Origin of the sequence: Cohnella lubricantis (assembly GCF_014212015.1) — a bacterium.
Taxonomy (GTDB): domain Bacteria; phylum Bacillota; class Bacilli; order Paenibacillales; family Paenibacillaceae; genus Cohnella; species Cohnella lubricantis.
This window is the reverse complement of record NZ_JACJVN010000055.1, coordinates 52309-66923: the sequence shown is the minus strand read 5'-3', so window position 1 is coordinate 66923 and position 14615 is coordinate 52309. Positions and strand designations below refer to the sequence as shown.

At 57.0% G+C, this 14615-nt stretch carries 11 protein-coding genes; all 11 read left to right on the top strand.

The window, feature by feature from the left end:
- The first annotated feature begins 4 nt into the window (after positions 1-4).
- The 11 genes from H4Q31_RS13940 (at position 5) to H4Q31_RS13890 (ending at position 14609) form a co-directional block, all read left to right on the top strand.
- Positions 5-1435: an aldehyde dehydrogenase family protein gene (locus H4Q31_RS13940; RefSeq protein ID WP_185179670.1), complete on the top strand. Its 1431-nt coding sequence runs from the start codon at positions 5-7 to the stop codon at positions 1433-1435.
- Positions 1436-1511: 76 nt separating this feature from the next.
- A complete protein-coding gene (locus H4Q31_RS13935) occupies positions 1512-2426 on the top strand; it encodes an ABC transporter permease (protein ID WP_209703521.1) in 915 nt (304 codons plus the stop codon).
- A gap of 37 nt (positions 2427-2463) precedes the next feature.
- Positions 2464-3345 carry a carbohydrate ABC transporter permease gene (locus tag H4Q31_RS13930; RefSeq protein WP_185179668.1) on the top strand — a complete coding sequence of 294 codons (882 nt, stop codon included), beginning with the start codon at positions 2464-2466 and terminating at the stop codon, positions 3343-3345.
- A gap of 44 nt (positions 3346-3389) precedes the next feature.
- Positions 3390-4976: an extracellular solute-binding protein gene (locus tag H4Q31_RS13925; RefSeq protein ID WP_185179667.1), complete on the top strand. Its 1587-nt coding sequence runs from the start codon at positions 3390-3392 to the stop codon at positions 4974-4976.
- A 67-nt stretch (positions 4977-5043) separates the two neighbouring features.
- Positions 5044-6192, top strand: coding sequence for a galactonate dehydratase (gene dgoD, locus H4Q31_RS13920; protein ID WP_185179666.1), 1149 nt, complete (start codon positions 5044-5046; stop codon positions 6190-6192).
- A 35-nt stretch (positions 6193-6227) separates the two neighbouring features.
- Positions 6228-8192, top strand: a complete 1965-nt coding sequence (locus H4Q31_RS13915; protein WP_185179665.1) for a beta-galactosidase — start codon at positions 6228-6230, stop codon at positions 8190-8192.
- Between the two features lie 11 nt (positions 8193-8203).
- A complete protein-coding gene (locus tag H4Q31_RS13910; protein ID WP_185179664.1) occupies positions 8204-9247 on the top strand; it encodes an iron-containing alcohol dehydrogenase in 1044 nt (347 codons plus the stop codon).
- Between the two features lie 89 nt (positions 9248-9336).
- Entirely contained in the window at positions 9337-10065 is a 729-nt protein-coding gene (locus H4Q31_RS13905) for a GntR family transcriptional regulator (protein ID WP_185179663.1), read from the top strand.
- A gap of 150 nt (positions 10066-10215) precedes the next feature.
- The gene (locus tag H4Q31_RS13900) at positions 10216-11241 is read left to right on the top strand and encodes a LacI family DNA-binding transcriptional regulator (protein WP_185179662.1); all 1026 of its coding nucleotides are present in this window, start codon (positions 10216-10218) and stop codon (positions 11239-11241) included.
- The gene (locus tag H4Q31_RS13895) at positions 11238-13025 is read left to right on the top strand and encodes a sensor histidine kinase (protein WP_185179661.1); all 1788 of its coding nucleotides are present in this window, start codon (positions 11238-11240) and stop codon (positions 13023-13025) included. Before H4Q31_RS13900 ends, H4Q31_RS13895 begins: the two co-directional genes overlap by 4 nt.
- 15 nt (positions 13026-13040) lie before the next feature.
- Positions 13041-14609 carry a response regulator transcription factor gene (locus H4Q31_RS13890; RefSeq protein ID WP_185179660.1) on the top strand — a complete coding sequence of 523 codons (1569 nt, stop codon included), beginning with the start codon at positions 13041-13043 and terminating at the stop codon, positions 14607-14609.
- Positions 14610-14615: the final 6 nt, after the last annotated feature.

Here is a 14615-nt window from a genome sequence, read left to right as displayed (position 1 = left end):
TGTCATGACGATCAAGCATTACGCTCTGCCGATCGGCGGAGAGCTGATGGAGACGGGGGCTGCTCTCGACGTCTACGACAAATACAGAGGCCGGGTTATCGCCACCGTCGCCGTCGCGGACCGAAGGACAGTGGATCTGGCCGTCGCTGCGGCCAGCAGGGCCTTCGAGACGATCCGCCTGTCTCCGTATGAACGATTCTCCATCTTAAAGAGAACGAGCGAATTGCTGCTGCGGGAGAAGAAAGCGCTTGCGGAGCTGATTACGGCCGAGACAGGCAAGCCGATCGCCGATTCGCTAACCGAAGTGGAACGAACGGCGCAGACGGTGGAGATCTCGGCAGAGGAAGCCAAACGAATTCACGGGGAAGGGGTTCCCGTGGAGAGCGCCCCCGGCGCCGAGAACCGAATGGCGTTCACGATCCGGGTGCCGATCGGCGTCGTCTGCGCCATTACGCCGTTTAACGTGCCGCTCAACCTTGCCGCCCACAAGATCGCCCCGGCTCTGGCCGCGGGCAACGCCGTGGTCGTTAAGCCGGCCTCCGCGACGCCGCTGTCCGCGATTCGGCTAGCGCAGCTCATGGAGGAGGCGGGGCTGCCGAAGGGGCTGCTGAACGTCGTCGTCGGCTCGGGGGAGACGGTCGGGAGCTGGCTGGCGCAGGATCCGCGAATCGGGCTCTATACGTTCACCGGGAGCCCGGAGGTTGGCAGGAGGCTGAAGCAGGATACGGGATTGCGCAACGTGCTTCTCGAGCTGGGGAGCAATTCGGCCGTTATCGTGCATGAGGATGCGGACCTGGAATTGGCCGCCGATCTATGCGCGGCGAAGAGCTTCGCCAACGCGGGCCAAGTGTGCATCTCCGTTCAGCGGATCTATGTTCACGACCGCGTCTGGGAGCCGTTCGTCGGCCTGCTGGCGGAGAAGACGAAGGCGTTGATCGCGGGAGATCCTTACGATGCCTCCACCCAGGTCGGGCCGATGATCAGCGAGAAGGAGGCGATTCGGGCGGAGCGCTGGATCAAGGAGGCTGAATCGGCCGGCGCCACGATCGAGTGCGGCGGCATTCGGAACGGCTCGGTTCTGCAGCCGACCATCTTAACAGGCGTCGATGACGCTATGAAGGTCGTGTGCGAAGAAATATTCGCTCCCGTCGTCGGCCTCATGAAGTATCGCGATCTGGACGGCTGCATCGCGGCAGTGAATCGTTCGCGCTACGGCTTGCAAGCGGGAATCTTCACGCGGAATGCTGAGGCTGCCTTCCGGGCGGCGCGAGAGCTTCGCGTAGGAGGAGTCATCATCAACGACGCTTCCCAGTTCCGGGCCGACCAGATGCCGTACGGAGGCGTGAAGGAGAGCGGCTGGGGCAAGGAAGGTCCGAAGTATGCGATCCGAGAGATGACGGAGGAGCGGATTGTCGTTTGGAATCTCGGCACATAATCCCAGCGGGGGGAAAGGGGTCATCCAACACGCTATGGAACAAGTCGCGAAGCAAACGCCGCAAGGCGGGCTAGTCATGCGGAAGCCCTCGGTATGGCGGACCTATCGGAAGCACCGCGGTATATTGCTGATGCTCGTCCCGGGACTTCTATTCTATGTAATCTTCCATTATGCGCCTCTATACGGCATTCAATTGGCTTTCAAGGATTTCCGGATTATGGACGGCATCAGCGGCAGCCCGTGGGTCGGATTCGACCATTTCAGAACGTTGTTCTACGGCTCGGACCAGTTTCCGTTGATTCTAAGAAACACGCTGATTATCAGCTTTCTGCACATCATCTTCGGATTTCCGGCGCCGATTGCGCTCGCGCTGTTATTCAACGAGATCCGCTCGAAGCTGTTCAAACGGATTACGCAGTCGATCTCATATTTGCCTCATTTTCTGTCGTGGGTCGTGCTTGCCGGCTTGCTGACCACGATTCTATCTCCCTCCGAAGGCATTCTGAACTATCTTCTCGGGCTGTTCGGCGTCGAACCGATTTACTTTATGGGCGATCCGCACTACTTCCGGTTCACGCTCGTCGTCTCCGGGATTTGGAAGGAGATCGGATGGGGCACCATCGTTTATTTAGCGGCGCTGGCCAGCGTCGATCCGCATCTGTACGAAGCCGGCATCGTGGATGGGGCAAGCCGTTGGAAGCAGACGCTGCACATTACGATTCCGAGCATCCTGCCTGTCATCGCGGTCATGCTGCTGCTGAGGATCGGCGGCATTATGGAAGCGGGCTTCGACCAGATATTTAACTTGTCCAACGCGGCCGTATCCAACGTCGCCGACATTCTCGACACCTACGTCTACCGGGTCGGCATCGGCCAGTTCCAATACGGCTTGACGACGGCGGTCGGCCTGTTCAAGAACGTGGTCGGCTTCCTCATGCTGATTCTGGCGAATTACGCCGTCAAGAAGATGGGCCAGGAAGGGATATTCTAACCGGACTTTCCGGGAATCGACGCCAGGAGGTGGAGCCATGAATCTGATGACGCGCGGGGAGAGAGTCTTTCAGGTCTTTCTGGTCTTGTTCATTACGCTGATGTGCGCGGCGATGCTGTATCCTTTCGTTCATCTTCTGTCGGTATCGCTCAGCACGCCGGCAGAAGCGATTCGGCCGGGTCCCCATCTATATCCGCTTGAGTTCTCGCTGGAGGCTTACCGCAAGACGTTCGAGTACGGCCTGATCTGGATCGGTTACCGCAACACATTAATAAGAGCAGCCGGGGGAACTTTTATAGCGCTATTTATGATTGCGCTTACAGCCTACCCGTTGTCCAAGCGATATTTGCCTCATCGTTCCTTCTATACGTTGTTCATCGTATTCACGATGTTCTTCAGCGGTGGACTCATTCCGACGTATATGCTGATCAAGAATATCGGCCTTATGGACTCGATGTGGGTCTACATTTTGCCGGTTATGATCCCGACGTTCTCCTTGCTCATCATGCGCAATTTCTTCATGGAGATTCCCGACGAGCTCGAGGATTCCGCCAAGATCGACGGCGCGGGGGACTTCCGAAGCTTTGTCTCCATTGTGCTGCCCCTGTCCAAGCCTATTCTAGCCACCGTTGGGCTATGGCAGGTCGTCAACCATTGGAACGCCTGGTTCGACGCTATGCTCTACATTCAAGATCCCGGCAAGATCGTTCTTCAGATGTTCCTGCGCAAGCTGATCGTCTCGAACGAGGCGCAAGAGCTGAACGCCATGATGAACCAAGCGCCTGGCGTTGAGATCGTGACGCCGGAGACGATCAAAGCCGCCGCTCTGATGGTCTCCACGCTGCCTATTTTGGTCGTTTATCCGTTCATCCAGAAATATTTCGTGAAAGGGATATTGGTCGGTTCGTTGAAAGGCTAAGCCCGCTTAGCATTTCATAAATAACGATTGGTGGAGGGGTTCGAATGAAGGGCGGTACGCAGAAGTGGCTACACGGAGTGACGGCGGTCTTGATCGGCTCGTCGCTGGCGGCATGCAGCGGCGGAGGCGCTAACGGCTCGAGCGTTGGTACGGCAAGCGGCACGGGAGATGGACCATCAAGCGGCAGCGAGAAGCCGATCGAGATCTCTTGGCTAAGCTTTAACCCGCCGGAGAAGGACGGCACGGAGGTGCAGAAGGCGCTGGAGGAGAAGTTCAACGTGAAGTTCAAGAACATTCGCGTTGAACGACAGAATTACAATGAGCAGATGTTCTTGAAAATCAGCGCGGGCGAAATACCGGATGTCATCTATACGGAATCTCCCGGCCAATTGGCCCAATTGGCGCAGCAGGGCGTCGTAGCCGAGCTGCCCGAGCAAGAGATTCGGGATCGTATGCCCCAATACGCAGCGATGATCGATGAGATCGATCCGACGCTGTGGACTTTCGGACTGTACGACAACAAGAGCTATGGCGTCCCGTTCGCCTGGCCCATCGGGAACTTGCCGTTCCTGCCCGGCTATAATGCCAATTGGCTGGCGAAGATCGGCTATGCCGAACCTCCCAAGACCTTGGAGGAGTTCGAGGACGTAATTCGGAAATTCCGCAACGACGATCCGGACGGCAACGGGAAGAAGGACACGTACGGCATATCCGCGGCCGGTACGGACCGCCGTAACTTCACCACTTTGTTCGGCGCTTACCAAGCTAGGCCGGACTGGTATGCAGATGAGAACGGCGTCGTGTCCAACGGCCTGATCTCGGACAACTCGCGCGAAGCGTTCCGAAAGCTGCAGCAATGGTACAAAGAGGATTTGATCGATCCGGAATTCATCACGAAGAATGCGCAGGACGCTCATAACGACTTCTACAACGGCAAAGTCGGCATTCGGGATTGGATGTCGTTCCAATTCGACGAGACCGTCGGTATTCTCGGCGTTGCGTTCAAGGCCAGCAATCCGGACAACAGCATCGTCGTCGGCAAGCCGCTGGACGGTCCATACGGGCCGGGAACGGCGTTCTCCTACGGAGCCAAACAAGGCTTTGCCGCAATGGGCGTACAGGTCGAGAAGGATCCCGCTAAGAAGCAGAAGATCTACGAGATTCTCGAAGCGTTATCCACGGACGAGAGCACGTTCCTGCTCGCTTCGTTCGGGATCGAGGGCAAACACTACGATCTCGTGGACGGCAGGGCGGTCAGCAAGCCGGAATACGCTTCGGAAGCCAATAAGCTGAGTATCGGCGCCGGTCTGTTCTACGGCATGTATACGCAGAAATCCACTTATATGGAGAAGCACGATTATCCGGAATCGTCGCTGGAATTCGCGAAGCAGTTGGATCAGGGAATGGAGGGACGCAAGGTGCCGGCTGTGCTGTGGTCCGTTCCGGAGGTCACTTCCAAGTATCCGGATCTCGGCAAGCTGGAGAGCGACGCCATCATCAAGTTCATTACGGGCGAATGGAATTTGGACGGCGATTTCGACGCCTTCGTCGAGAAATGGAAGCAGTCCGGCGGCCAGGAGATCACGGATGCCATCAACGAGAAGTACAAGGGCTTGTTCGCGTCGAAATAAACAGAAGAAGCCCCCGGCGGCGGCATAGACGCCGGGGGTTAAGGACATTCGAGCGTGAGGTGCGGCAATGAAGATAACGAAGCTGGAATTGTTCAAGGTTCCTCCCAGATGGCTGTTCCTGAGAATCGAAACCGACGAGGGGCTGGCCGGATGGGGCGAGCCGATCGTGGAGAACCGCGCGGATACGGTTGCGGCCGCGGTCAAGGAGATCGGCGATTATTTGATCGGCAAGGATCCGATGCGAATCGAGGATCATTTTCAAGTGCTGTACCGAAGCGGCTTCTACCGCGGCGGGCCTATCTTGACGAGCGCGATCTCGGGCATCGACCAAGCGCTGTGGGATATTAAGGGCAAATATTATAACGCGCCTATATATGATCTGCTGGGAGGCGCTTGCCGCGACAAGATGCGCGTGTATGCATGGATCGGCGGGGACCGACCGAGCAACATTGCCGAGCAGGCGAGACAAAGGAAAGAAGCGGGGTTTACGGCGCTCAAGATGAACGCGACGGAAGATTTGAATTACATCGATTCGTTCGTCAAGATCGAGGCGGCGGTAGAGCGGATGGCTGCGGCGCGCGAAGCGGTCGGCATGGATTTCGGCATCGCGTTGGACTTTCACGGCCGCGTCCACAAAGCGATGGCCAAGGTGCTGGCGAAGGAGCTTGAACCGTTCCGTCCGATGTTCATCGAGGAGCCCGTCCTTCCCGAGAACAATGAAGCGCTTAAGGATCTCAAAGCGCATACGACGATCCCGATCGCAACCGGCGAGCGAATGTACACCCGATGGGGCTTCAAGCAGGTGTTGACGGAAGGAACGGTTGACATTATTCAGCCCGACCTGTCGCATGCGGGAGGCATTCTGGAGGGCCGCAAGATCGCGGCGATGGCGGAAGCGTTCGACGTTGCCGTCGCGCCTCATTGCCCGCTGGGGCCGATGTGTCTCGCGGCGTCTCTGCAGCTCGACTTCTGCACGCCGAACGCGATCATCCAGGAACAGAGCATCGGCATTCATTACAATCAGCAGGTCGAGCTGCTGGACTACGTCGCGAATCCTGAGGTGTTCGACTTTAAGGACGGCTTCGTCCAACGCCCCTCGCTTCCGGGGCTGGGCATCGAGATCGACGAAGAGAAGGTCCGGCAGGCCGCTAAGACCGGACATGACTACAAGAGCCCGATCTGGCGCTACGAAGACGGGGCATACGCGGAGAGGTAAACCGATAGTACCAACAGACCGAACGGAGGGTTAAGATGGATAATCAAATATTAATCGGAACCAGCTATTATTCGGAGCATTGGCCAAGGGAGAGATGGCCGGAGGATATCCGGTTGATGAGAGAAGCGGGAATCAATGTGCTTCGGGTATCGGAGCTGGCGTGGTCCCGGCTGGAGCCGACGGAAGGGAACTTTGATTTTGCCTGGTTAGACGATTTTATGGAGATGGCATCACGCGAAGGAATTCGCTTCATTCTGACGACGCCGATCGAGGGTTCGCCGGTCTGGCTGCGGCACAAGCATCCCGAAGTCGTTCGCGCGGACGAGTTCGGCCGCATCCACGCCGACAGGGGATTCCATTGCCATACGAGCCGGATATTCGCGCACTACGTCGCTCGTATCGTGGAGAAGATGGCGGAGCATTACGCGGACCACCCGGCCGTCATCGGCTGGCAGATCGACAACGAGTTGCGCGCGGTCCATTGCTACTGCGACGAATGCCGTATCGAGTTCCGCAAATGGCTAAGGGTTAAATACGGTACGCTCGATCATCTGAACGAGGCTTGGGGGACGGTATTCTGGAGCCAAATTTACAACGAATGGGAAGAGGTCGAGCTGCCCGCGGCCGATCAGTTAACCAAATCGATCAGCCAATTGCTCGATTTCTACCGCTTCTCCTCCGACGCGACGGCGAAGCATCTGAACATGCAGGTTGATATTATTAAGCGCCATGCCCCGCATCACAAAGTCACGCATAACTCGCTTGGCTTATACATCTGGCTGGATCTATACAAGCTCGCGAAGAAGCTTGACGTCATGGGAGTCGACCTGTATCCGGACGTGGATACGGATAATGTCTACACGTGTCTGAACCTGGATGTGCATCGCAGCGTGAAGCGAGACAATATGTGGATCATGGAGCAGAAGAACGGCTACTTCAATTATAGCGACTATAATCTGGCGATCGAGCCCGGGCTTGTCCGATTCTGGACGTATCAGGATATCGCCAGAGGAGGCAATGCGGTTCTCTATTACCGTTGGCGGTCCGGCAGGTTTAGCTGGGAGCAGAATCCGAACGGAATTCTTCGTCACGACGGAACGCCGCGCAGGGCTTATGACGAGATCAAGCAGGTAACTCGAGAGCTTGCCGGCTTCTCCTCCGATCTGGCGGGAACGCGGGTCGAGTCTCCGGTGGCGATCTTGCACAGCTATGACCAGATTTGGGCTTTCGAATCGCAGAAGCAGTATTCCAACTTCAATTACCGTAAGCATATTACGGCTTATTATCGCGAGCTTCTGCGCATGGGCATTACGCCGGACTTGATCGATCCGGCCATGGATCTGTCGGGATACGCGTTCGTCGTCGCGCCTTCCATGTCGATGGTGAGCGATGAGATTCGGGAGAATCTCGAGCGTTATGTCCGGGAAGGCGGCTGCCTGATCATCGGGGCGAGAAGCGGAATGAAGTCTTGGGAGAATACGACGATTGATACGCCGTGGCCAGGTCTTCTGTCGGATATGGCGGGAATCGAGATCGACGAATTCGAGGTGCTCCCGGATCATTATTCCAACGGCATCGTCTATCGCAACCGGGAATATCGGGTGAACAGCTGGTTGGATATGATCAAGCCTAAGGGAGCGGAGACGCTTGCCGCGTATACGGAGAAGTTCTATGCGGGACGGACGGCGATCTCGGTGAACCGGTTCGGGGAGGGCAGGGTGTATTACGTAGGCGTGATGGGAAGCCGGGAGTTGATCCGCGACATTCTATGCGACGTGGCGGACGAACGCGGAGTGGTCCGGCAGCAGCTTCCCGACGATGTGTTCCTTACGCGGCGATCCGACGGTCGTACTCGGTTCGCGTTCTATCTGAACTATGGCCGCGAACCGAGAACGGTGAGCCTTGCAGAAGAGGGAACGGATGCCATGACAGGAGCTGCCTTGTCAGGCGAAGCGACCATACCGGCGTTGGGCGTGCTTGTCGTCCGAACGGGCGCCTGAGCGGCGGGGTGATGCTGGTGAATCACATCGAGACGAGCTACGGACGTTCCATCCTGGCACGGGAATTGGAGAAGATCGGCGAATATATCGTGCTGACGATGGAGCCGGCGTGGACGCTTGGCGAGCCGTTCTTCCGTTCTTCTCCTCCTGCAGCCGTCGTCAACATCGATTCGCTCGATCAGGACAAATTAGATGCGTTGTATGAACGGCTGTCCGCCGGCACGCTGCGCGAAGGCGTCCGGGTTGTCGGCGCCGGCGGCGGAACGGTCCTGGACGCGGCCAAATATATGGCCTATCTGCACGGCTCCGTACCGGTGATCATTCCATCGATTACGTCCACCAACGCGCCGTTCTCGGACTACATCTCCATCCGAAGGGACGGCGGTCCGTTCGGCTTTAAGGTGGACGGTTATCCGAAGAAGGTAATCGTCGACCCGGAGTTGATCGCGCTGGCGGAGCCTCGATTCAATCGCGCCGGATACGGGGACCTGTTGTACATGCAGACGGCGCTGCAGGATTGGGAGCTGGCGCATTCGCGAGGCGTTGGGGAACCGCCGGACCCGAAGATCGCAGGGGAGATCGGCGCGTTAATTCAAGAATCCATTCGAGATGCGGCAGAGATCGGGGCGATGTCGGAGAATGGTATCTGCAAGCTGATGGCCTACACGCAGCGCTCAACGGAGCTGGTGACGGCGAATTCGTCGATGCCGATCGGCGCCGGAGCAGAGCATTTGTTTGCCTGGAACATGGATTTGTTATGCGATCGCCCTCTGATTCACGGGGAGGTCGTATCGCTTGGCATTGTGATTGCTTCCTATCTGCAGGCCGATTACCTTCAGGACAGCCGCTGGCGCGAGTTGAGATCGGCGCTGGACGGAGCCCATGTCCGTTACCGTCCCGATGAACTAGGCGTCTCCTGGGAAGATATCGAGCAGGCATTGTTGACCGTTGAAGCGTATAATCAGCGAGTTCGCGGATATCATACTGTGTTCGAGCATATCGCATGGACACCAACCCTTCTTGAACGGCTAAAGGAATATGTATATGGATCATAGTGCCTTCATTCGAGGCTGGTGCGCTACAAGGCGAAATGCTACTATATGAGATAGATAGGTTCGTTATGCTGAAGAAGGAAGAGATGCTCATGAATTCGCGAGGACTTGACCCGAAGTCGCCTATACCGCTTTATCACCAGCTCAAAGAGATTCTCCTTCAGAAGATTAACGATGGCGAGTGGGAGACAGGGGACATTATTCCAACGGAGAATGATCTGATCCGTCAGTATAACGTCAGCCGCACGACCGTAAGGGAAGCCGTTAACACTCTTGTCGGCGAAGGCCGTTTGGAGAAGAAGCAGGGCAGAGGAACGACCGTCAGCAAGCCGAAGATCGAGCAGGTGCTCGGTCGATTAACCGGCTTCTCCGAGCGAATCTCAGGACTGGGCTTCCAGCCGGGCGCGGGACTTCTGGAAGCCGCCTTCGTGCCAACGCCGGAGCCTATCCGCGAGAAGATGAATGGGACGGATCAGCTGTTCTTCGTCAAGCGGATTCGGCTTGCCGACGGGGAGCCGATCGCGATCGAGGAGACTTATTGGCCGCTGGACGTAGCCCGACTGTTCCAGGACAACGATCTGAATACGATCTCGTTCTATCCGGTTCTGGAGAGCAACGGCATTCGACTAAGCCATGCGGAAGAGTCCATTACCGCTGTCGTGGCCGGCAAGGATCAGGCCAAGCATCTTCAGATCAAGGCCGGCGCGCCTCTTCTCAGCATTCACCGGGTCGCTTATGACGCTGGAGGAACGCCGGTTCAATATTGCTCCAACTATTACCGCTCGGACCGCTATTCCTACAAGGTGCGACTAGAGAGATAACTCGCCAGAACTGCTCGATGTTCAATCTATCGCCGGAGAGATGCAGCGCTTTGATGTTCGCTCTCGAGCAAGATCCCTGCAATCGATTGCAGGGAGAAGGGTTGTTCGGACGGACAAATGCTATATTGCTAAGTTTGAGCGGAGGAACCGATGGACAAGCACACGATCTACCATATAGCCGAGCGTGTAGGGGTCTCTCCTTCCACCGTATCGCGGGCACTGTCGGGAAGAGGCTACTGCGGCGAAGCGACCAAAGCCAAGATCTTGAGAGCGGCGCAGGAGATGAACTACGCGCCGGACAACGCTGCCAAAATGCTGAAAATGCGGCAGACCCGAAAAATCATTTTCGCCGTCCCCGATATTTGCAATCCGTTCTACTTCGATATGATCAACGGCATCAATCAGGTGCTGGAAGAGCACGGCTACCTCATGATCCTGTTCTATACGAAGCACAGCCTCGCGGAAGAATTGAAAGCGATTCAAAATCTCCGGGAGAATGTGGCCGACGGCATGATCATGGTCAGCTTCAACTTCTGCGAAGAGAACATCCGGGCCATCAACGCGCTTCAGGCGCCGGTCGTGCTGACCAACCAGTACGTCTCTCCGGACGGCCAAGACAAGTTCGATTACGTGTACGTGGATACGTATGAAGGCATAAGGCTCGGGACTGAGCATCTGATCGGCCAAGGCATCCGCCATCTTGCGTACGTCGGCGGAAGCTTGAACGAGCAGACGGGCTATCAGCGCTTCTGCGGGTACAAGGAAGCGATGCAGGACGCTGGGCTGCCGCTGGACGACCGCTTCGTCGCCGAGTCCGATTACACGGAGAACGGCGGTTATTTGGCGGCCCTCAACTGGCTGAATCAGCCGGACCGTCCCGAAGGGATCGTAGCGGCCAACGACCTGATGGCGATCGGCGTCATGAAGGCTTGCGAGGAAGCGGGACTGCGCGTTCCGGAAGACGTTGCCATCGTCGGCATGGATAATCTGGACCTCGCTTCGCGCGTCTATCCGAAGCTGACCTCCGTCGCCCTCTTGCAAGAAGAGATCGGCAGGCAGGCCGCGCTTATGCTGATGAAGCGTTTGGAGGGCCGGCATTCGGCAGGGAAGGGCGCGCTGAAGCTGCGGCCGCGGCTCGTGGTGAGGAATTCGAGCGTGCGGGATCGGCAAGCATGAACGGCTTCAAGCTCGGCAAGTGGACGCTGCAGCGGAAGATGACGCTGCTGCTCGTACTGTTTATTTTCATCCCGCTCGCCTTATTCGGTTATTCGTTCAACGAGAGCTCCAATCGGTTCGTGGCCAAACGGACCGATCAGCAGACGAGTCAGGTGCTCAGCCTGGTCCGCCAGAACGTGGATCAGATGCTGAAGGAGTACGAGGCGCAACTGAAGACCATATACGACAATGAAGACGTCATCGCCGAGCTAAGCCGCTCCGAAGAGGAAGGCTTGCAGCAGAATGCAGGCAATTCGGAGACGATTAACCGCTTCCTGCGGAACTTTCTGCGGGGGAAGGAAGATTTGGATTCCATCTATCTCTATACGACGGACGAACAGATGCATTTCGCCGACTTCAAGGGATCGAACTTCTTCCTCTCCCAATTCGTGCAGCATCCAGAGTGGCAGCAACTGGCGGAGAAGGCCGACGGCAGGGCGGTGTGGCTTCCGACGTATGAATTGCCCGAGAACCGATATTTGCCCCAGGCGACGCATTATTTTCTCATTGGCATGCAGGTGAAGAATGTAGCGGATGAGATGCAGACGCTCGGCACGATCTATATGAATGTGAAGATATCGGCGCTGGATCGGTTGATTAAGGAAGTGGACGTCAGTCCGCATGGGACGCTGCTGATCGCGGACGGAGACGGCCACCTGCAGTGGAGCCGCAATCCCGAAGCTTATGGCGTTCAACTAGCGGACATTCCGTTCTTCAAGGACGCGCTCGTGCATCCGGAGACGTTCTCGAAGCAGGAGCTGAATGGCGAGCTCTACCGGGTCGGCTTCGTCCGGTCGGATTACAATGATTGGTACTATCTGGCGCTTATTCCTCAATTGGATCTGACCGAGCAGTCCCGCGAATTGCAGCAATTTCTGCTCGTGACGCTGATCGCCTTCGGAGGCTCCTTCCTGCTGCTGGCCTGGCTGATGTCGCGCTACATTACGAGGCCGATTCGGCAGATGGCGCTGGCGATGAAGCAGGTACACAGGGACAATCTTCAGTTCCGCCTGCCGATGACGTCGGCCGACGAGATCGGGCTGCTGCAGTCGGCTTACAATAGCATGAGCGGACGCATCACGGATCTCATCCAGGAGGTTCGCGTCATCTCGGCCAAGGAGAAGGAAGCGGAGATTCGGGCGCTGCAGGCGCAGATCAATCCTCACTTCGTCTACAATTCGCTCGACACGATTAATTGGATGGCGATCGATCGGGAGCAGCAGGACATCAGCGCGATGATTACCGCTCTGAGCGATATTATGAGATACGCGATCCAATCCGGCGAACCGTGGGTTGCGATGGAGGAGGAGCTGAAGTGGGCTTCCAATTATGCGTATCTTCAGAAAATGAGATTTGAAGACCGCTTTGAAATTACGTTTGAAGCTGACCCGGCTCTGCTAAGCTGCCAAGTTCCGCGGCTGTTCCTGCAGCCGTATTTGGAGAACGCCATCCTGCACGGCATGGAGAATGTCGAAGAGGGCGGCCGGATTGCCGTTGCCATCTTCGAGGACGAAGCAACCGGAGGCATAGGCGTGAGGATCGAGGACAACGGAAGCGGCATCTCGAATGAAGAACTGCAGGAGATTGTGCTTCGCAGGGGCAAAGGCATCGGGATCTACAATTTGGATGACCGTCTGAAGCTGGAATTCGGGAGCGAATACGGCGTCGAGATCCGCTCCTCGCGTGAAGAAGGAACGCAAGTCAAGATCGTGCTGCCCCGGGTATCCACGAAGATCGGCAACTAGACAGGAGGTAGACATATGTATCGTGCGATCGTCGTCGATGACGAGCCCATCGTCCGCAGAGGCCTCATCTCCCTGATCCCTAAGCTGGATCCCGAATGGATCGTCGCCGGCGAAGCCAAGAACGGTCTGGAGGCTCTCGAGCTCGTCAAACGGGAGACGCCGGACCTGGTTATTACCGATATCCGCATGCCTCGCATGAACGGTCTTGATCTGCTTAGCGCGCTGAAGGAGTATCCGGTTCACGTCGTCATCCTCTCCGGTTACGGATTCTTTGAATACGCGCAGACCGCGATCAAATTCGGCGCGTTCGACTATCTGCTCAAGCCGGTGAAGCCGCCGGAGATCTTGAACCTGCTGCAGAGGCTGAAGGAGCGGCGGCAGCATCATGCCGCGGCCGCGGAGACCGCGCGATATCCGCTTAATTTCTCCAAGTGGTGGAAGGATTGGCTGATGGAGGCCGAAGAGGCTCAGGGCTACACGCATAAGCTCAAAGAACTGCTGCCGACCGAAGCGGGGGAGCTGCAGATCGTAGCCGTCGAGATCGACCGCTTCGATGAGCTGATCGGAGAGGATCAATGGGGAGACAAGCAGTTGGTCGCCTTCGCGGTTCGGAATGTGATCCAAGACATTATGGCCGACAGGCCGGAGACGCACCTGATCCCGCTGTTCGCGAACGGCTCGCGGATTCTATATCTGTTCGCCGGGCAGTCATGCGGTCCGGATGCCGCAGAACGGTTGATTCGCGAAGTCGGCAGATGGGTCAAGATCTCCATCTCGATCGGATTGAGCGACAAGACAAGCGAGTTCGAGCAGCTGCCGGCCTTGTACCGGCAAGCCGCCGAAGCGCTGCGGGACAAGTGGATTCGCGGAGACGGCATCGTCTGTCGGTATGCAGAAGCTGCCGCCTTCGCCGGAGAAGCGGCAGGCTACCCAGTGGAACTGGACGAAGCGATCTGCCGTGACGTTCGTGCCGGGGATCGGGGGCGGGCGCTGAGCGGACTGGAGGCGTTCTTGCATCAAGTGAAGCAGGAGACTCTGTCGTATGCGCTGTTCCAACGATTCGCGCTTCAACTGCTCTCCTCCGTCTACCGGATCGTCTATGAGAACCGGATCGACGATTGGGTGCAGAAGGAGATGGGCGAGCCTCAAGAGTTGTTCCGGCGGGAGTTCACGTGGGAAGAGTACCGGCGGTTCATGACGGAATGGATCGGCGCGATCGTCGATTCGCTGGAATGGAGACGCAAGCAGAAGAACAACCGGACGATCGAGAAGGCAATCGAATATATCCGCAGCCATTATGCCGAAGATATCTCGCTGGAGGATCTTGCCCGGCACGTCGGCATGAGCGGAAGCTACTTCAGTTCTTTCTTCAAGCAGGAGACCGGCGACAACTTCGTGGAGTATTTGACCCGGCTGCGCATCGACAAGGCGAAGACGCTGATGATGGATGCGGATCTGCGGCTGTACGAGATCAGCCAACTGGTCGGGTATCAAGACGTCAAATATTTCTCCCGGCTGTTCAAACGGCATGTCGGGGCGACGCCGGCGGAATACCGGCAGTTCTTCTACCGCAAGGAGGATTGAAGCCCA